This window comes from Streptomyces sp. NPDC092370, assembly GCF_044755265.1.
GTDB lineage: Bacteria > Actinomycetota > Actinomycetes > Streptomycetales > Streptomycetaceae > Streptomyces.
The window spans coordinates 1,016,811-1,037,637 of the sequence record NZ_JBIVQO010000002.1 but is presented as its reverse complement, the minus strand read 5'-3'; the positions used below and the strand labels follow the sequence as shown (position 1 = coordinate 1,037,637).

The 20,827-nt window shown below is 74.3% G+C and carries 2 protein-coding genes; both read right to left on the bottom strand.

What is annotated here, in order from left to right; all coding sequences use genetic code 11:
- Window positions 1-88: 88 nt before the first annotated feature.
- The gene (locus ACIQHQ_RS10995; protein WP_402611554.1) at window positions 89-12,823 is read right to left on the bottom strand and encodes an amino acid adenylation domain-containing protein; all 12,735 of its coding nucleotides are present in this window, start codon (window positions 12,821-12,823) and stop codon (window positions 89-91) included.
- Window positions 12,823-20,676 carry an amino acid adenylation domain-containing protein gene (locus ACIQHQ_RS10990; protein WP_402611552.1) on the bottom strand — a complete coding sequence of 2,618 codons (7,854 nt, stop codon included), beginning with the start codon at window positions 20,674-20,676 and terminating at the stop codon, window positions 12,823-12,825. Before ACIQHQ_RS10990 ends, ACIQHQ_RS10995 begins: the two co-directional genes overlap by 1 nt.
- Between the last annotated feature and the right edge of the window lie 151 nt (window positions 20,677-20,827).

The following is a 20,827-nucleotide window of genomic DNA, read 5'->3' as shown; positions in this document are numbered from 1 at the left end:
CCCCGGCCGTGACATCTCCCGCGACCCTCTTGCCGCAATACTTTACGGCATAAGGAGCTTTCGGTGCAGGGCGGCGAGGTGGCACCGGTCACCCCTGGCCATCGGTGTACGCGGCGAGTTTCTCCCCGACCAGCCGGCCGATCGCCTCCAGCGAGGCCTCCCGGTTCAGCAGGGTGCCGTGCTCGCCCGGCAGGGCGTGCCGCTCGATGCGCCCCTCCACGTACGGCGTCCACGCGCGGTGGGTCCGCGACGGCTCCTGCTGGTCGTCGGCGGTCAGCAGCAGCAGGTCGGCGGCCAGACGCTCGGGGCGGTAATCGATGAGCAGCCGGGTGTTGTTGGCGGAGATCTCCATGATCGCCCGCAGCTGCTCCTCCCCGAGGTTCGCCAGCGCACTGCCCCGCCGCCGCAGGATCTCCTTGGTGCGCTCGAACGTCAGCCGTTCCCCCTCGCCCAGTGCGAACGACTCGTCGACCAGCCCCACGAGGTAGGTGAGATGCTCGTGCAGATCCTCCTCGTCCAGTTCGGGGACGTCGTCATGGGTCAGCCCCTTCCAGCCCGGACAGGCGTCCACGACGGCGAGCACCCCTACGCGCTCCCCGCGGCGCCGCAGCTCCACGGCAACCGCGTAGGCCGCCACCCCGCCGAACGACCAACCGAGCAGGTGGTAGGGGCCCGCGGGCTGGACCCGCTGGATCTCGTCGGCGTAGTCGGCCGCCATCGCCTCCAGCGTGTCCGGGCGGGGTCCGGGCTTGCCCAGACCGCGCGCCTGGAGCCCGTAGACCGGCCGCTCCGGGTCGAGATGCTTCAGCAGACCGGCGTAGGACCAGCTGATGCCGCCGCCGGGATGCACACAGAACAGCGCCTCGCGCTCACCCCGCGGGCGCAGCGGCAGCATCACCTCGTAGCCGTCGCCCGTATCGGCGGTCCGAAGGCGTCCGGCCATGCCGGACGGGGTCGGCGTCTCGAACAGTGCGCGCAGTCCCACGTCCACGCCGAAGGCCGCGCGGATCCGGGCCTTGAGCCGGGCCGCCAGCAGCGAGTGGCCGCCCAACTGGAAGAAGTCGTCGTCGACCTGGACCCGGGGCAGGCCGAGCACCTCGGCGAACAGCTCGCACATCAGCTCTTCCTGCGGCAGCCGCGGAGCACGGCCGTCCAGGCCGGAGTCGAGCTCGAGGGCGGGCAGCGCCGACCGGTCCAGCTTGCCGTTGCGGGTCAGCGGCAGCCCGCTGAGCGGCACCACCGCGCTGGGCATCATGTACTCCGGCAGCTGCCGCCGGGCGTGCTCGAGCACACTGCCCACGAGCGCGCCGGCCGCCCGCGCGGTCAGCGGCGCCCGTACCCAGCGGGTCAGCGGCGTGCCGGCGGCCAGCGGGGACCGCGGCCGGTACAGGTCGACCACCGGATACGCGGGATCCGGCTCGGTGAACACCACGTCCAGGCGGCAGGGGTCGGCCGACCAGGTCACGTGCGCGGCGAGGTGGAGCCGGGCGGCCAGCTCGTCCACCGCCGCGAGCGGCGGAGCGTCCTCCGGCACCTCCGGGTCGTGTTCGTGGATCGCCGCCTCGACGGCCGCGTCCTCGGCCAGGCGCTCGTTCGGCACCCCCGTGACCCGCAGCGGCGAGCGCGCTCGGCGGAGCGCCTCGTCCAGCCCTGCCAGTCCGGTCGCGTCGTCCCACCCGACGACGGGCATCTCGCGCGCCGAGGTGAGCGGCGTACCGCCGTCCTTGAAGAGGGTGACGTCGTAGCGGTACCGCGTCAGCTCGTTGGCGAAGGTGCCCCGCTTCACCTCGACCCGGGCACCCGCGAGGCCTTCGACGTGCTCGCCCAGAACGGTGAACAGCTCGGGTGCGACCAGCAGTTCCTTCTCCATCACCAAGGCGCGCTCGACGGCCTGCCGCAAACTCGCGCGGTCGTGCCGGTCGTGCACCTTGCGGGCCAGCGCCGCGGAGGTGAGCATGCGGTGCAGACGCAGATCGCGTACGTCGCCGAGGAACAGGGCACCACCCGGAGCCAGCAGCCGCATGGCCGACTCGATCACCCGCAGCAGATACTCGGCGCTCGGGAAGTACTGCACGATCGAGTTGAGCACCACGGTGTCGAAGTGACCCTCCGGCAGATCCCCGGTCTCGTGGGCGGCCAGGACCCGCAGCCGCACCCGCTCGCGCAGCTGCGGATCGCACGCCACGTGAGCGCGCAGCGTCTCGACGACCGCCGGGGAGAAGTCCGTGGCCCAGTACTCCTGGGCGTCCCGGGCGAGCCGCGACAGCAGCAGACCCGTACCGGCGCCGATCTCCAGCACCCGGCGCGGCCGCAGCCGTCGGACGCGGGCCACCGTCTCGCGACGCCACTCGCGCATCTCCTCCAGGGGGATGGGCGCGGAGTCGTAGCTGCTGTTCCAGCCGGAGAAGTCCTCGCCGAACGCGGCCGTCGGCGCGGCGTACAAGGACTCGTAAATTCCCTGCCAGGCCTGCACCTGGTCCTGCTCGGCCGTCTCGTCGTGCCCCGCGGCCTCCGGGTCGGCGACCACGTACGCCACCAGGCGCGGATCACCAGGCCGGTCCTCGCGGACCAGCACCGCCGCCTGCCCCACGGCCGGGTGGCGCAGCAGCACGCTCTCCACCTCTCCCGGCTCGATACGGAAGCCGCGCAGCTTGACCTGGTCGTCGCCGCGCCCGACGTAGTCCAGGGCGCCGTCCGCCGTCCACCGCACCAGGTCCCCGGTCCGGTACATGCGCGTGCCCGGCTTGCCGAACGGGTCGGCGACGAAACGCTGCGCGGTCAGACCGGCCCGGCCCGGATACCCCCGGGCGAGTCCGGTACCGGCGATGTACAGCTCGCCGACCACCCCGGGCGGGGCCGGGCGCAGGTCCGGATCCAGCACGTACAGCCGGGTGTTGGCCATCGGGCGCCCGATCGGCACCGACGTGGCGTCGGCGGGCAGCACGTCGACCGGCCAGCTCGCGGCGAAGGTGGTCGTCTCGGTCGGCCCGTACCCGTTGACGACGAGCAGGCCGGGGCAGGCCGCCAGCACGGTGCGCACCGCCTGCGGTGACACCGCCTCACCGCCCGTCCACACCTGCCGGACCGCGGACAGGCACGCGGGCATGCTCTCGGCGACCAGCGTGAACAGCGAACTGGTCAGCCACAGGCCGGTGACCCGCTGCCGCACGATCGTGTCGGCGAGCGCGTGCAGGTCGAGATCCCCGTCCGGGCCGATCACCACGGTGCCACCGGTGAGCAGTGGCACCCACAGCTCGTACGTCGACGCGTCGAACGCAGGTGACGAGTGCAGCAGCACCCGCCGCTGGGCGTCGGTGCGCCAGCGCGGGTCGGCCGCCAGCTCGGCCACGTTGCGGTGGGTGACCCCGATGCCCTTGGGACTGCCTGTGGAGCCGGAGGTGTACATGATGTACGCCAGATCGTCCGGACCCGGCCGCTCGGCCGGGGCGGGGCCGCACGTGCCCTTCCCCGAGAGGAGGCCGTCACCGAGGTCGGTGCCGACGAGGACGACCGTGGTGCCCTCCGGGAGCGACTCCGGCGCCGGTGCCCGGTCGGTGATCAGCACCCGGGCCCCCGTCTCGGCCAGTACCGTCCGCGTCCGGGCCGCCGGGTAGCGCGGGTCCAGCGGCACGTAGGCGGCGCCCGCCTTGAGGATGCCGAGGACCGCGGCGACCATGCCGGGGGAGCGCGGCATGAGCAGCGCCACCGTGCCCGCCCGGCGCACACCGCGGCGCGCCAGCACCGCCGCGACGTGCTCGGCGGCGTCGCGCAGTGCCCGGTAGCCGATCTCGCGGTCGCCGTGCACCAGGGCCGGCGCGTCGGGACGCTCGGCCACCTGGGCGTCGAACAGCTCCGGCAGACCGGCCTCGACCGCGGGCCGGTCGGTGTCGTTGTGCCGCTCCAGCAGCAGGCTCTCCCGCGCGGTGAGCAGGTCGGCCGAACCGATCGGCCGGTGCGGCGCCGTGACCAAGGACGTCAGCAGCCGCACCCAGCGGTCGAACAGGTCGGTGACCGTGCCGGCGTCGTACAGGTCGCTCGCGTACTCGACCACACCGGTGATGCCCTGCGCGCCGCCCGTGTCGTCGAGGTGTTCCGACAGGCTGAAGAACAGGTCGAACTTGGCCGAGCCGGTGCGCCCCGGCTCGATGTCGACGCGCAGCCCGGGCAGCTGGAAGGAGCCGGCCGGCGCGTTCTGGAGCGCCAGCATCGTCTGGAACAGCGGATGCCGGCCGAGCGAACGCGGCGGGTTCAGCTTCTCCACCAGGTACTCGAACGGCACGTCCTGATGGGCGTACGCGCCCAGCGCGGTATCGCGCACCCGGGCGATCAGCTGGCGGAAGCTGGGCCTCCCAGAGGTGTCGGTGCGCAGTACCAGCGTGTTGACGAAGAAGCCCACCAGGTCGTCGAGTTCCTGGTCGGTGCGGCCGGCGATCGGACTGCCGACGGGGATGTCCGTGCTGCCGCTCAGCCGGGACAGCAGCGCCGCCAGCCCCGCCTGGAGCACCATGAACACCGTCGCGCCGGACTCCCGGGCCAGCTCCGCGATCCGCCGGTGCAGCTCCGCGTCGATGCCGACCCTGACGTAGTCGCCCCGGTAGGAGGCCACCGCCGGTCGCGGGCGGTCGGTGGGCAGCCGCAGTTCCTCCGGCAGGTCGCGCAGCCGCCGCACCCAGTAGTCGAGCTGCGTGGCGAAGAGGCTGTCCGCGTTGCCCTGGTCGCCCAGCAGGTCGTTCTGCCACAGCGTGTAGTCGGCGTACTGCACCGGCAGCGCCGCCCAGGACGGGGCCTCGCCCCGGCACCGCGCCTCGTACGCCCGGGCCAGGTCGCGGGCCAGCGGGCTCAGCGACCAGCCGTCACCGGCGATGTGGTGCACCACCAGCAGCAGCACGTGCTCCTCGGCGGACAGCCCGAACAGACGTACCCGCAGCGGCGGTTCGGCGGCCAGGTGGAAGCCCTGGCGGGCGGCGGCGTCCAGCCGCGCGGACAGGCCCTCCTGGTCCGTGGCCACCACATCCACCGCCGGGATCGCCTCCGCGGGATCCAGCACCCGCTGCCACGGCACCCCGCCGCTCTCCGGGAAGACCGTGCGCAGGCTCTCGTGGCGCGTCACCACGTCGGCGAGGGCCGCCCGCAGCGCCTCCTGGTCCAAGGACCCGGTCAGGCGCAGCGCGAGCGGGATGTTGTACGTCGGGCTGGGCCCCTCCAGCTTGTGGATGAACCACAGCCTGCGCTGGGCGAACGACAACGGCAGCCGCTCGGGCCGGTCCCGGCGCGCGAGCCGCAGCCGGCTCGGCGCGGCGCTGTCGAGTCGCGCGGCCACCGCCGCCGGGGTGGCGTCCTCGAACAGCGCCCGCAGGGCCAGCTCGACGCCGAACGTGGCGCGGATCGCGGCGATCAGCCGGGTGGCGAGCAGCGAGTGCCCGCCCAGCTCGAAGAAGCTGTCGTCGGCACCGACCCGGGGCAGGCCCAGGACCTGTGCGAACAGATCGCACACGATCTGCTCCTGCGGGGTGCGCGGTTCGCGTCCGGTGCCGCCCGCGGTCAGCATCGGCGCGGGCAGCGCGGCCCGGTTCAGCTTGCCGTTGGCGGTCAGCGGCAGTGCGCTGAGGGGCACGAAGGCGCTGGGCACCATGGAGGCCGGCAGGGTCCGCTCCACGTGCCGGCGCAGCCGCGCCATCAGCGTGCCGCTGGTCCGCGGCACCATCGGGTCGCTGGTGAGGGCCGACAGCCCGGTGCGTGGACCGGACGCGGACGCCGACGGGCAGGTGCCGGTGAGCGGGGCGTCCCCGCGGGCCAGCACGAAGTCGACCAGGCCGGGATCCGGCGACCAGGCCGCCGCCGTGCGGTAGCCCAGCTCCGCACCCAGCCGGTGCAGGTCCGCCAGGTCCACGGTGGGCGCGGGCACCACCTGGCTGTCCCCGGTCCGGACAGCCTCGGCCAATGCCAGTTCGGCCGCGACCCGGTCGTTCGGGACACCGGTCAGCCGCAGCCGCTCCGGGCGCCGCTCGGCCAGATGCGCGCGGACCGCCGCCAGGTCGCCGAGGTCTTCCCAGGGCTCCGCGGGGGCGTCCCGGACGTCGGTCGTGCGCGCGCCCCGGTGGTGCAACGTCACGTCGTAGCGGTAGCGGCTCAGCTCGTTGTCGTAGGCACCCTCCTTCAGTGACACGCCCACCGCGCCGATGTCCGGAAGGCGCTCGGCGAGCGCGGTGAAGAAGTCCGGGTCGACGAGGAGTTCCTTCTCCGTCATCAGGTCGTGCTCGATCTCCCGGCGCAGCGCGGCGAGGTCCGGCGGCCCGGACATCCGGTGCGCGTGGACACCGGCCTTCAGCGCCCGCAGCAGCCGCACGTTGCGCACGTCGCCGACGAACAGCGTGCCGCCGGGCGCCAGCAGGCGGGTCGCGGCGGCGAGGACCTCGGTCAGGTAGTCGGCGCTGGGGAAGTACTGGACGACGGAGTTCAGCACGATCGTGTCGAAGTGCCCGGCGGGCAGCCCGCTCGGATCGTGCGCCGCCTGCACCCGCAGCGTGACCCGCTCGCTCAGCGCCGCGTCGGCCGCCACGTGCCGGCCCAGCTCCCCGATGACGTGCTCGGAGAAGTCAGTGCCCCAGTACTCCGCGCAGTGCGGCGCGACCCGGGACAGCAGCAGGCCCGTGCCCACACCGAGCTCCAGGACGCGGCGAGGCCGCAGGTCCAGGATCCGCCGCACCGTGTGCGCCCGCCACTCCCGCATCTCGGGCAGCGGGATGGGCTCGCCGGTGTAACTGCTGTTCCAGCTGGCGAAGTCCTCGCCGAACGGCGCCTTCGCGGCCCCCGCGTACACCGAGTCGTACAGCAGCCGCCAGTCCTCCAGCTGGTGCCGCTCCGCGCCTTCTTCCGGCGCGTCCGGCGTGGCACCGGGCACGACGTACGCCACCAGCCGCCGGTCGCCGGGCCGGTCCTCGCGCACGGTGACGGCGGCCTGCCGCACCCCGGGCTGCCCGTCGAGGACGCGTTCGATCTCGCCGAGCTCGATCCGGAAGCCGCGCAGCTTGACCTGGTCGTCGGCGCGGCCGGCGAACTCCAGCTGCCCGTCGCCGGTCCAGCGGGCCAGGTCCCCGGTGCGGTACATCCGCTCACCGGGCGCCCCGTGCCGGCAGGCCACGAAACGGGAGGCCGTCAGGCCCGCCCGGCGCAGATAGCCCTGGGCCAGTCCGGTCCCGGCGAGATACAGGTCCCCGACGACACCGGGCGGTACCGGTCGCAGACGCGCGTCGAGCACATACGCCCGGGTGTTGCCGATCGGCGTGCCGATCAGCGGGGGCCGCGTCCCCGGCTCCCGGCTTGCGGTCGACCAGATCGTCGTCTCGGTCGGCCCGTACAGGTTCAGCACCTCGCCCAGCCCGGCCAGGTCCGCCGCCAGCCGCTCGGGCAGCGCCTCGCCGCCGGTCAGCACCCGCAGCCCGCGCAGCGGCGCCGGGTCGTGCGCCACCAGCGTCCGCCACAGGGAGGGGGTCGCCTGCATGACGGTGACCCCTTGCGTGGACACCCACTCCAGCAGTGCCGACGGCTGCCGCACCACGTCCCGGGGAGCCAGGACGACCCGGGCGCCCCGCAGCAGCGGCAGCCAGATCTCCAGGGCGGCGATGTCGAACGAGATCGTGGTGACGGCCAGCAGCCGGTCCTGCGGGGTGAGCGGTACCAATCGCCCCATCGCGTGCAGGAAGTTCGTCAGCGCCTCGTGTGGTACGACCACGCCCTTGGGGGTGCCGGTCGACCCCGAGGTGTAGAGGACGTACGCCGACTGCCGCGGCGCGATCCGGATCGGCGGTGGGGTGTCCGGGCGGGCCGACAGGGCCTCCACCGTCCCCGGGTCGTCCAGCGTGATCCGCGCCAGGTCCTCGACGTCGGGCACCAGCTTGCCGGTGGCCTGGGTGGTCAGCAGCACCGCGGGCCGGGCGTCGCGCAGCATGAAGTCCAGCCGGGACGCCGGGTACTCGGTGTCGAGCGGCAGATAGGCCGCGCCGGTCCGCAGGACCGCCAGCAGCGCGACGGGCAGCACCTCCGTGCGCGGCAGCGCCAGGGCGACCACCGTGCCCGGCCCGCCGCCGTGCGCCAGGATCTCCCCGGCCAGCCGGTTCGCCCGCTCGTCCAGCTCGCGGTACGTCAGCGTGGCGCCGTCGGCCACCACGGCGACGGCGTCGGGCGTCGCCGCCGCCCGCTCTGTCAGCAGCGTCGGCAGCGGCTGCGGCGCGACCGGCACCGCGGTGTCGTTCCACGCGCGCAAGACCTGCTCGCGCTCGGCGGCCGTCAGCACGTCGACGTCCGCGATCGGCCGGTCCGGGGCGTCGGCGACGGCGGCCAGCAGCCGCTGCCAGCGGGTGAACAGGGCGCGGACCGTGGCCGGTTCGTACAGGTCGCCGGAGTACTCCACCGCGCCTTCGATGCCGTCCGGCGCCCCGTCGTCCCTCGTGCGTTCCACCAGGCTGAAGAACAGGTCGAACTTGGCGGTGCCGGTGCGCGCCTGGGAGACCGTGACCTCCACACCGGGCAGCTCGAACCGGCCCTCCGGCGCGTTCTGCAACGCCAGCATCACCTGGAACAGCGGGTGATGGGCCAGCGAGCGGGCCGGATTGAGCACCTCCACCAGATACTCGAACGGCACGTCCTGATGGGCGTAGGCGTTCAGCGCCGTGTCCCGCACCCGCCGCAGCAGCTGGGTGAACGTCGGGTTGCCGGAGGTGTCGGTGCGCAGCACCAGGGTGTTGACGAAGAACCCGATCAGATCGTCCATGGCCTGGTCGGTGCGCCCGGCGATCGGGCTGCCGATCGGGATGTCCGTGCCGCAGCCCATACGCGTCATCAGCGCGGCCAGACCGGCCTGGAGCACCATGAACACCGTGGTGCCGTTGCGCCGGGCCAGCCCGGCGAGGGCGCGGTGCAGGTCCGCGTCCAGCCCCACCTCGACATAGTCGCCGGCGTACGAGGCGGCCGCCGGACGCGGCCGGTCGCCCGGCAGTGTCACCTGCTCGGGCAGGCCCTCCAGCGTGGCCCGCCAGTAGGCGACCTGCCGGGCGAGCAGGCTGTCGTCGTTGTCGTGCTCGCCGAGCAGGTCGTTCTGCCACAGCGTGTAGTCGGCGTACTGGACGGGCAGCGGCGGCCAGGCGGGTTCGGTCCCCTCGGCGCGCGCGGCGTAGGCGCGGGTGAGGTCGGCCGCCAGCGGACTCAGCGACCAGCCGTCGCCGGCGATGTGGTGCAGGACCAGCAGCAGGACGTGCTCGTCGGGCGCGAGCGCGAACAGCTCCGCCCGCACCGGGCATTCGGAGTCCAGCAGGAACGCGTGCCGGGCCGCCGCGGTGAGCAGGTCCGGCAGGGTCTGCGCGGTGGCCGGGGTGACGGGCAGCGGCGGGACGGCCCGCTCGGGGGCGAGGACGCGCTGGGTGGGGACGCCGCCGGTCTGCGGGAAGACGGTGCGCAGGCTCTCGTGGCGGGCGACGACGTCACCGAGAGCGGCTCGGAGCGCGGCGTGGTCGAGAGCGCCGGTGAAGCGCAGCGCGAGCGGGATGTTGTACGTCGCGCTCGGCCCCTCCAACTGGTGCAGGAACCACAGCCGCCGCTGGGCGAACGACAGCGGCAGCACCTCCGGGCGCGCCCGCCGGGTCAGCGTCGGGCGGGCCGGGCCGCTGTCGTCCAGCCGCCGCGCCAGCGCGGCCGGGGTGCGAGCCTCGAAGACGGCGCGCACCCCGGTCTCGGCGCCGAAGGTGGCGCGGATCCGGGCGGCGAGCCGGGTGGCGAGCAGGGAGTGGCCGCCCAGGTCGAAGAAGTCGTCGTCGGCACCGACCCGGGGCAGGCCCAGGATGTGCGCGAACAGATCGCACAGGATCTGCTCCTGCGGGGTGTGCGGGTCCCGGCCGGTGCCGCCCCGGGTGAGGTCGGGTGCGGGCAGGGCGGCGCGGTCGAGCTTGCCGTTGGGGGTGAGGGGGAGGGCGGGGAGGGGTACGACGGCCGCGGGGACCATGTAGTCGGGCAGCCGGTCCCGCAGGAAGCCGCGCAGGACGTGCGGGTCTGGCGCGCGGTCCGCGACGGGCACCACGTACGCAACCAGCTGCTGATCGCCGGGCTGGTCCCGGCGCACCAGGACGGTGGCCTGCGCCACCTCTGCGTGCTCGGTCAGCGCCGCCTCGATCTCGCCGGGCTCGATGCGGAAGCCGCGGACCTTGAGCTGGTCGTCGGCGCGGCCCAGGAATTCCACCTGCCCGTCCGGCGTCCAGCGGGCGAGGTCGCCGGTGCGGTACATGCGGTCGCCGGGCCGGCCATAGGGGTCGGCGACGAACCGCTGGGCCGTCAGCGCGGGCCGGTCGAGGTAGCCGCGGGCCAGGCCGACCGTGTTGGTGTACAGCTCGCCGGTCGCGCCGGGCGGCACTGGGCGCAGGGCGTCGTCCAGGAGGTAGACGCGCACGTTGTCGATGGGCCGGCCCAGGGGCGCGACGGCGGGCCATTCGGCCGGGTCGGCGGGCAGGGTGTGGGCGGTCAGGACCTGGGCCTCGGTGGGCCCGTAGTGGTTGTGCAGGTGGCGCGGAGTGTGCTCGTGGAAGGCACGCAGCTGCCGGCTCAGCGTGAGCGCCTCACCGGCCTGGGCGATCTGCCCCAGTGACGGGATGCGCAGGCCCGCCTCGGTGGCGGCCTCGGCGAGGGACTCGAGGACGGTGCTGGGGGCGAAGATCTCGTCCACCCGGTGCTCGGTGAGCCAGGCGGCGAAGCGCCGCGGATCGCGGCGGGTGTCCTCGTCGGGCACCACCAGCGTCTTGCCGAACAGCAGCGCGGAGAGCACCTCCTGCACGGACACGTCGAAGCTGATCGCGGTGAACTGCGCGGTGCGGGTGCCGGGGCCGCCGCCGAGCTGGTCGTGGTGCCAGCGCAGCATGTTCGCCACGCCCAGCCCGGTCATCTGCACCGCCTTCGGCCGGCCCGTCGACCCCGAGGTGTAGATGACGTACGCCGGGCTCGCGAGCGTCAGCGGCCGCGGCCGCTCGGCGGGGGAGGGGTCGGTGTCCGGGCAGTCGCCGATCCGGGCGGCGGTGCGCGGATCGTCCACGACCAGCAGGGGAGTGGAGCCGTCGTCCGGTATCGCGGCCCGGGTCCCGACGCCGGTGAGCAGGACGGCCGGGCGGGCGTCCGCGAGCATGTACCGGATGCGCGCGGCCGGATGGTCCGGGTCGAGCGGCAGGTGCGCGGCGCCGGCCTTGACGACGGCCAGCAGGGCGACGATGTGTGCGGACGAGCGGGGCAGGGCGAGCGCGACGATGCTCTCCGGTCCGACCCCGCGCCGGATCAGGGCGTGCGCGAGCCGGTTGGCGCGCCGGTTCAGGTCCGCGTACGACAGGGTCTCGTCGCCGAAGCGGACGGCGGGCGCGTCCGGTGTGGCGGCGACCTGGACCTGGAACCAGTCCGGCAGCAGCGGCAGTTCCCCCTCGCGCCGGGTGGCGTTCCAGGTATCCAGCAGCAGACGGCGCTCCTCGGGGCTGGTCACGTCGACCCGCCCGGTGAGCGTGCCGGGGTCCTCGGCCACGGCGGTGAGGACCAGGAGCAGCCGGTCCAGCAGAGCCTGCGCGGTCGCCCGGTCGAAGAGGTCGTCGCGGTAGTCCAGCCGCAGGTACAACCGCCGGCCCGGGGCGGCGACGAGGGTCAGCGGAAAGTGGGTGGCGTCCCGGCCCCGCTCCAGGGCCGGAGCCACCCGCACCTCGGTGCCCAGACCGGTGGCGACGTCCTGTGCGGGCCCGTCCCACGGGTAGTTCTCGAACACCATCATCGTGTCGAACAGCTCCGGCACACCCGCCGCCCGCTGGATGTCCGACAACCCCAGATGGTGGTGCGAGGTCAGTGCGGACTGGCCGCGCTGCACCTCGCCGATCAGCTCCGACAGCGACTGCTCCGGCGCGACCCGCACCCGCACGGGGACGATGTTGATGAACAGGCCCACCATCGACTCGACGCCGGGCAACTGCGGGGTACGGCCGGAGACGATGGCGCCGAACACCACGTCCCGGTGCCCGGTCGTACGGCTCAGCACCAGCCCCCACGCGGCCTGGAGCAGGGTGTTCACCGTCACCCCGAGTCCCTGCGCCCGCGCTCGCAGCGCCGCGGTCAGCTCCTCCGGCGCCTCGGTCACCACCCGCTCGGGCAACCGGGGAACGCGCGCCGGATCGGCCGGGGCCAGCCGGGTGGCCTGGTCCACCCCGGCCAGCTCCCGCCGCCACGCCTCCTCGGCAGCCGCCCGGTCCTGCCGGCCCAGCCAGGCCAGATAGTCCCGGAACGGCGTCACCCTCGGCAGGGCGCCGGCGTCCCCGTCACCGGCGTACAGGGTGAACAGCTCCCGCACCACGATCGGCGTCGACCAGCCGTCCAGCAGGATGTGATGGCTGGTCAGCATCAGGCAGTGCCGCTCCGCCTCGAGCCGGAGCAGCGTGAACCGCAGCAGCGGGGGCCGCGCCAGGTCGAAGCGGCGCCGGTGGTCCTCCCGGCCCAGCCGGTCCAGCTCCTCACGCGCCTCCGCCTCCGGCAGCCCGCTCAGGTCCACCTCGGTCCACGGCACGGTCACCTCGGCCGGGATCACCTGTACCGGCTGACCGTCCGTCACCTGCGGAAAGGCCGCGCGCAGATTGGGATGCCGGGCCACCAGCGCCTGCGCCGCGGCGCGCAGCCGCCTCGGGTCCAGCGGACCCGTGAGGTCGAAGACCTGCTGCACCATGTACACATCGGGGCCGTCCACGTCGTACAGGGAGTGGAAGAGCATGCCCTCCTGCATGGGTGTCAGCGGGAGGATGTCGACCAGATTGCCGCGGGTCATTACCGAGTCCTCCACATGTCCTCGAGCTGTTCGACATCGTGCTGAGCGAGTCCGACGAGCGGGAAGTCGGACGGGGTGAAGCCGCCGCCCCCCGGTTCGGAGCCGTTGCGTGCCAGGCCGCGCAGGGCCTGGAACCAGTACTCCGCGACCGTCCGTGCGTCCGTCTCGGGCCACATCCCGGACGCCCACCGCCACGTGGCCGTCAGGCGCGGCCCGTCCGGGTGGTCGCGCACCGCCGCGTCGACCTCCAGGCCGTGCGCCAGGGGGAGGGCGGCGTCGCTGCCGCCGACCAGCCCGATCTCTTCCGCCACCCGCCAGTCGGGGTGCTCCCGGACGATGGCGGTGCCGGGCGCCGGAAACCGGCCCACGTAGTTGAAGCCGACCTGCGGGACGGCTGCCGTGGCCAGCTCGGCCGCGGTGCCGGGATTCAGGTAGCGCAGCAGGCCGAAGCCCCGGCCGTGCGCGGGGACGGCGCGCATCTGCTCCTTGACCCGTTTGACCGCGGCCGCGGTGCCGGGCGCACCGGCGGTCACGTCCTCCCACGCGTGCGCGCCGGGGTCCAGCCGGACCGGGTACAGGCTGGTGAACCAGCCCACCGTTCGGGAGAGATCGATCCCGCTGCCGTCCTCGTCGCGGCCGTGCCCCTCCACGTCGATCAGGACGGCGCTGCCCTCGTCCCGACCCCGCTCGCGGCGGAAGTGGCCGAGCGCCAGGGACAGTGCGGCCAGCAGCACGTCCTGGACCCCGGCGTGGAACGCGGCCGGCACGCTGGTGAGCAGGGGTTCGGTGACGTCGGGCGGCAGGGTGGTGGTGAACTGGGCGGCGGTGCCGGTGAGGTCCCGTGCCGGGTCCAGTGCGCGTGCGGTCAGCAGGGGGTCCGGCTCGCGCACGATCCGGGCCCACCACGCCAGTTCGCCGACCGTCTCGGGCTGCCGGGCCCGGGCGTGCAGGCTCCGCGACCAGGTGCGCACGGAGGCACCGACCGGGGGCGGCGGGGTCCCGTCCAGCGCGGCCAGCAGGTCGGGCACCAGGACGCGCCAGGAGACCCCGTCGACCGCGAGGTGGTGGATCACCATCAGCAGCCTGCTCTCCCGGCCGGGCCCGGCGTCCAGCCAGACGAACTGGGCCATCCGTCCCTCCTGGGGGGAGAGCCGGTCCGTCGCGGCCTCGGCCTCCCGCTCGACGGCCGCCCGCAGGACGTCCGCGGACCGCTCCGGCCCGCCGCCCGCGTGGCCGGCCCCGGCGGACGGCAGCTCCGCCACATGGACCAGATCGGCCGGGTCGACGGCGTCCGCGGGGCGGATGTCCAGGGCCCAGCGGTCCCCGTCCGGCTCCCGCGTCAGGCGGGCGCGCAGGGCGGCGTGACGGTCGGTCAGGGCGGCCACGGCGGCGGTGAGCCGGTCCCCGTCCAAACGGTGGGGTGCCCGCAGCAACAGGGACTGGGAGAACCGGTCGATCGGGCCGCCGCGGTCCTGGAGCCAGCACATGATCGGGCTGGGCGGGACGAGTCCGTCGCCGGATCCGGAGTCCTCGGCCGGCGTCGACGCCGTCACGTCGCCGACGGCCTCCGCCAGACGGGCGGCCGTACGGTGCTCGAAGACGTCCCGTACGCCGGCGTCCAGGCCGGCGGCGCGGGCCTGGGAGACCAGCCGGATCGAGAGGATGCTGTCGCCGCCGAGGACGAAGAAGTCGTCGTCGGCACCGACCGGGTCCCGGCCGAGCACCTGGGAGAACAGCTCACACAGCAGCTTCTCCCGGGGCGTGCGGGGCTCCCGGTGGTCCGTCACGGGCAGGGCCGGTTCCGGCAGGGCGGCCCGGTCGACCTTGCCGTTGGGGGTCAGGGGGAGTGCGGGCAGTGGGACGAAGGCGGCGGGGACCATGTAGTCGGGCAGCCGCTCGGCGGCGTACGCCCGCAGCGCGGCGGGGTCGGCCGTCGTACCCAGATAGGCGACCAGCCGCGCACCGCCGGTGTGGTCCGGGCGGGCGAGCACGGCGGCGCGCACAACGTCCGGATGCCCGGTGAGCACCGCCTCGACCTCGCCCGGCTCGATCCGGAACCCGCGGATCTTGACCTGGTCGTCCGAGCGCCCCGCGAACTCCAGCACCCCCGCGCCGCTCCAGCGCACCAGGTCGCCGGTGCGGTACATGCGGGCGCCGGGCGGGCCGAACGGGTCGGCGACGAACCGCTGGGCGGTCAGCGCCGGCTGCCCGAGGTAGCCGCGGGCCGGCCCCGAACCGGCGATGTACAGCTCGCCGACGACGCCCTCGGGCACCGGGTGCAGACCGGCGTCCAGGACGTAGGTCCGGGTCCCGGCCAGCGGCCGGCCGATCGGCACGGCCGGGGCGTCGGGCACGAGGTCGCGCACGGCGTGGCTGGTGGCGAAGGTGGTGGTCTCCGTGGGGCCGTAGCCGTTGACCACCACCGTCCCGGGGCAGGCGGCCAGCACCCGGCCGACCGCGGCCGGGGACAACGCCTCGCCGCCGGCCCACACCTGCCGGACAGCGGTGAAGCAGCCCGGGTCGTGCTCGGCCATCACGTCGAACAGCGCGGCGGTCAGCCACAGACCGGTGACCCCCGACTCCGTGATCAGCCCGGCCAGCGTGGGCACGTCCAGGTCGCCGGGCGGCGCCACCACCACCTGGCCACCGCGCAGCAGCGGCACCCACAGTTCGTAGGTGGACGCGTCGAACGCCAGCGGCGAGTGGAGCAGCACCCGGTCGTGCGCGCCGTCCGACCAGCAGGGATCCGAGGCGAGCGCGGCGACGTTCGCGTGGGTGACGGTGATCCCCTTGGGCCGGCCCGTCGAACCGGAGGTGTACATGACGTAAGCGGCGTCGGCGGGTGACGCCGGGAGGCGGAGGTCCGCCGCCGGCTCGGCGGCCGTGGCCGGATCGTCGAGCTCGAAGCGGGGGACGCCGTCGAGCGGGGGCGCGCCTCGCGTGGTGAGCAGCAGGGCGGGCCGGGTGTCGCGCAGGATCAGCTCGGTCCGCGCCGCGGGCTGCCGGGGGTCGAGGGGCACGTAGGTGCCGCCCGCCTTCAGTACCGCCAGGATCGCCACGACCGCGTCGACGGACCGCTCCAGGCGCAGGAGGACCGCGTCGCCCCGCCGGACACCGCGGGCCCGCAGCGCGCGGGCGAGCCGGTTGGCCCGGGCGTTCACATCGGAGCGGGTCAGCCGGGTGTCCCCGGCGACCAGCGCCACCGCGTCCGGATCGGCCGCGGCACGCGCCTCGAACAGCGCGGGCAAGGGGAGGTCCGGGGCCGGCTGGTCGGGGCCGGTGCCGTGGCGGAGGATGCGCTCCCGCTGCGCCGGGGTGAGCAGATCGATACCGGCGACGGGGGCGCCGGGGTCGGTGACCGCGGCGTCGAGCAGCCGCACCCAGCGGTCCCACAGCGTCAGCACCGACTCCGGGTCGAACAGGTCGTCGGCGTACTCGACGAGCCCGTGGATCCCGGCGGGCCGCCCGTCGCCGTCGTACTCCTCGCTGAGGCTGAGGAACAGGTCGAACTTGGCGGTGCCGGTGCGGCCCAGCTCCGAGCGCACCTGGAGGCCGGGCAGGTCGAAGGAGGCGTCCGCGGCGTTCTGGAGGGCCAGCACGACCTGGAAGAGCGGATGGTGGGCCAGGGAGCGCGACGGGCTGAGAACGTCGACCAGATGCTCGAACGGCACGTCCTGGTGGGCGTGGGCGGCCAGCGCCGTCTCCCGCACCCTGGCCACCAGCTCGGTGAACGACGGAGTGCCCGAGGTGTCGGTGCGGATCACTTGGGTGTTGACGAAGAGGCCCACCAGGTCGTCGAGCGCCTGGTCGGTGCGCCCGGCGATCGGTGTGCCGACGGGGATGTCGGTGCCGGCGCCGAGCCGGGTCAGCAGGGCCGCGAGGCCCGCCATGAGCACCATGAACAGACTGGCGTTCGCGGCCCGTGCCGTCTCCAGCAGCCGCCGGTGCAGGTCCGCGTCGATCTCGGCGGCGAGGTAATCCCCGCGGTGCGAGGCGACGGCGGGCCGCGGTCGGTCGGTGGGCAGGTCCAGGCACTCCGGCAGTCCCGCCAACTGCCGTCGCCAATAGTCGACCTGAGCGGCGAACACGCTGTCGGCGTCCTCCGGGTCGCCGAGCAGGTCGCGCTGCCACAGGGTGTAGTCGGCGTACTGCGCCGGCAGGTCGGGCAGCTCGGGCCGCTCCCCCCGGCTGCGGGCGCCGTAGGCGGTCGCCAGGTCGCGGGAGAGCGGGCCGATCGACCAACCGTCCGCGGCGATGTGGTGCAGGACGAGCAGCAGGACGTGCTCGTCGGCCGAGAGACTGACCAGCTCGGCCCGCAGCGGCGGCTCGGCGGCTAGGTCGAACCGGCGCCGGGCCGCCTCGGCCATCCGGCCGGACAGCTCCGCCGGGTCGCTGTCCCGCGTGGTGAACGGCGTCTTCACGCCCGGCAGCACGACCTGGTACGGGACGCCGTCCCGCTCGCGGATCACGGTGCGCAGGCTCTCGTGCCGGGCCACGACGTCATCGAGGGCGGCGCGCAGCGCGGCCCGGTCCACCGGGCCGGACAGCCGCAGCACGAACGGGGTGTTGTAGGTGGCGTCCGGCCCGTCCAGCCGGTGCAGGAACCACAGCCGCTGCTGCGCGAACGACAGCGGCAGCACCTGCGGACGGTCCCGCCGGGTCAGCGCCGGGCGGGCCGGTGCCGCGTCGTCCAGCAGCCGGGCCAGCGCGGCCGGTGTCGCCGCCTCGAACAGGGAGCGCAGGCTCAGCTCGACGCCGTACGCCGTGCGCAGCCGCGCGGTCAGCCGGGTCGCCAGGACCGAGTGACCGCCGAGGTCGAAGAAGTTGTCGTCCGCCCCGACCCGGTCCACGCCGAGGACCTCGGCGAACAGATCACACACGGCCTGCTCGCGCGGCGTCCGGGCGGGCTGGTGCGGGCCGCGCGCCGACGCCCGGTCCGGGGCGGGCAGCGCGGCCCGGTCCAGCTTGCCATTGGGGGTGAGGGGGAGCCGGCCGAGCAGGACCACCGCGGCCGGCACCATGTGCTCCGGCAACCGGTCACGGGCGAACGCGCGCAGCTCCTGCGGCCGCACCACGGCTCCGGCGGCGGGCACCACGTAGGCGACCAGCCGGTCGTCGTCGAGTCGGCCCCGCCGGACCAGGACGGCGACCTGGGCGACGCCCTCGTGCTCGGCGAGGGCCGCCTCGATCTCACCGGGTTCGATGCGGAACCCGCGGACCTTCACCTGGTCGTCGGACCGGCCCAGATACTCCAGCAGCCCGTCGGCGGTCCAGCGGGCCACGTCCCCGGTGCGGTACATCCGCGTGCCGGGCGGCCCGTAGGGGTCGGCGACGAACCGCTGCGCGGTCAGCTCCGGACGGCCCAGATAGCCGCGGGCCAGTCCGGCCCCGGCGACATGGAGTTCGCCGGGGACGCCGGGCGGCACGGGGCGCAGCCCCGGGTCCAGGACGTAGGTGCGCAGGTCGCTCAGGCCCGTGCCGATCACGCTCGTCTCGGCGGCGGCCACCTGGCCGCGGTCCAGGTCGAGCCGGGTGACGTGGACGGTGGTCTCGGTGATGCCGTACATGTTGACCAGGGCCGGCGCGGTGTCCGGGTGGCGCTCGTACCAGGGGCGCAGCCGGTCCGGGCGCAGCGCCTCACCACCGAAGACGACCGTGCGCAGCGCGAGGCGGTCGCCGTGCGCGGGCTCCTCACGGTCGGCCTGCATCAGCTGGTAGAAGGCGGACGGCGTCTGGTTGAGCACCGTCACGCCCTCGTCGGCCAGCAGCCGCAGCAAGCGCGCGGGGGTACGGCTCACGTCGTACGGCACGACGACCAGGCGGCCCCCGTGCAGCAGCGCACCCCAGATCTCCCAGGTGGAGAAGTCGAACGCCGCGGAGTGGAACAGGGTCCACACGTCCCGCTCGTCGAAGGCGAACCGCTCCCGGGTGGCGTCGAACAGGCGGACCACGTTGTGGTGGGTGACGAGGACGCCCTTGGGCCGGCCGGTGGAGCCGGAGGTGTAGATGACGTAGGCGGGATGGTCCGGCGTCAGCGGGCGGGTCCGGTCGCCGTCGGCGGGGTCGGTCGCCGGCTGCGCGTCGAGCAGACGGGCGGTGGCGCCCTCGTCCATGACGAGCGCGGGCGCGCCGGACGGCAGCGACGGCGCGGTGTCCCGGTCGGTGACCACCAGCACCGGGGCGGCGTCCGTCAGCATGAACTCCAGCCGGGAGCGCGGATAGGCCGGGTCCAGCGGCAGATAGGCCGCGCCCGTCTTGGTGACGGCGAGCAGGGCGACGATCAGTTCGACGCCCCGGGGCAGCGCGACCGCGACGATCTTCTCCGGCCCGGCGCCGTGGGCGATCAGCAGGCGCGCGAGCCGGTTGGCCCGGGTGTTCAGCTGCGCGTAGGACAGCCGGATGCCGCCGAGGGAGACGGCGGGCGCGTCCGGGGAGGCCTGGGCCCGCGCCTGGAACAGCCCCGGCAGGGTGGCGCGGCGCGCGGGGGCCACGGCGGCCGGGGCCGGCAGGAGCCGGCGGCGTTCCGCCGCGGTCAGCAGGTCGATCCGGCCGATCGGGGAGTCCGGGTCGGCCTCGGTGACCGCGTTCAGCAGGGCCACGAACCGGTTCTGATGGTCTGTCAGCGTCTGCCGGTCGCAGACCTCGGGGTGGGCGGTGAGGTCGATCTGGAGGCCGGATCCGTCCCGCCGGTCCCACACGGCGATCGCCAGGTCGCCGACCAGGCCGGAGGAGAGGTTGTGCACGGTCGCGGGGTGTTCGCCGAACCGCAGGTCGTAGTCGAACGACATGACGTTGACCAGCGGCGCGTACCGGGCGGCGGCCGTGTCCCGCAGCGCGATGTCCCGGTGCAGGTCCTCACCCCGGTACCGCTGGTGGGCCACCACGTCACGGACCCGGTCGCTCACCTCACGCAGCAGCCCGGCGACGCTCAGCTCCGGCCGTACCGGCACCCGCAGCGGCAGAACGTTGGAGGTCATGCCCGGGGTCTGGCGCACCACGACGTCCGTGCGCGCCGCTACGGGCAGGCCGACCACCACGTCGTCGGCGCCCGTCATCCGGTGCACGTACGCCGCGGCCGCCGTGATCGCCAACTGCGACCAGGGCACCCGGGCCCGGCGGGTGATCTCGCGGATGCGCTCCAGACGGTCCTGGCCGAGTCGGGTGGTGCTGCGCAGCAGTTCCGCCGGCGTGGTCCGTGACGGCACCACGAGCCGGGGCGTCGGCGGCCGGTCGGCGAACAGGCCGGTCCAGAACGCCCGGTCCCGGGCGAACTGTTCGGAGGAGCGGTAGGCGGTGTCGCTGTGGACCAGCCGGCGCAGGGACCCGAACGGCGACGCCTCGCACGGCCGTCCCTCGGCGAGCGCGGTGTACACCGCCGCCACCCGCCGGGCGATGAGCTGGGCGCCGAACGCGTCCATGACGATGTGGTGGTAACTGTGGTACCAGATGTGGCAGTCGTCCCCGAGGCCGATCAGCGCGTGCCGGAACAGCGGCCCGCGGGCGAGGTCCATCGGCCTGCGGAGGTCCCGCTCCATCCACGCGGTCGCCGCCGCGGACGGGTCCGGCCGGTCGCCGACGTCCACGTACGGCAGCGGCCAGTCGGCCACCTGCCGTACGGACTGCCGGGCGTCGTCGCCGGACTCGGCGAACCGGACGTGCAGCGCGTCGGCTTCACCGACCGTCTGCCGCAGCGCCCGTTCGAACAGCGCGGTGTCGAGCGGGCCGTCGATCCGCACGTACTCCCCGACCCGGTAGACGCTGTTCGCCGATTCCAGGCGCTGTTCCGCGAACCAGATCTCACGCTGTGCGGCCGACAGGGGCAGAATCGCACCCTCGGGCTCACGACCAGACAATCTTCAGCCTCCGGTTGCGTAGCGCCGCCTGATTTCAATATGTCGGCGGGAAGAATGCAAGCGGTTGTTGTGCGAGCCGGTTTCCCGTTGTCCGGGCACCGCCCGAACCTAACACGGCGGTTCGCGGAGTCAATGTCGTGAGCAGGCCCGC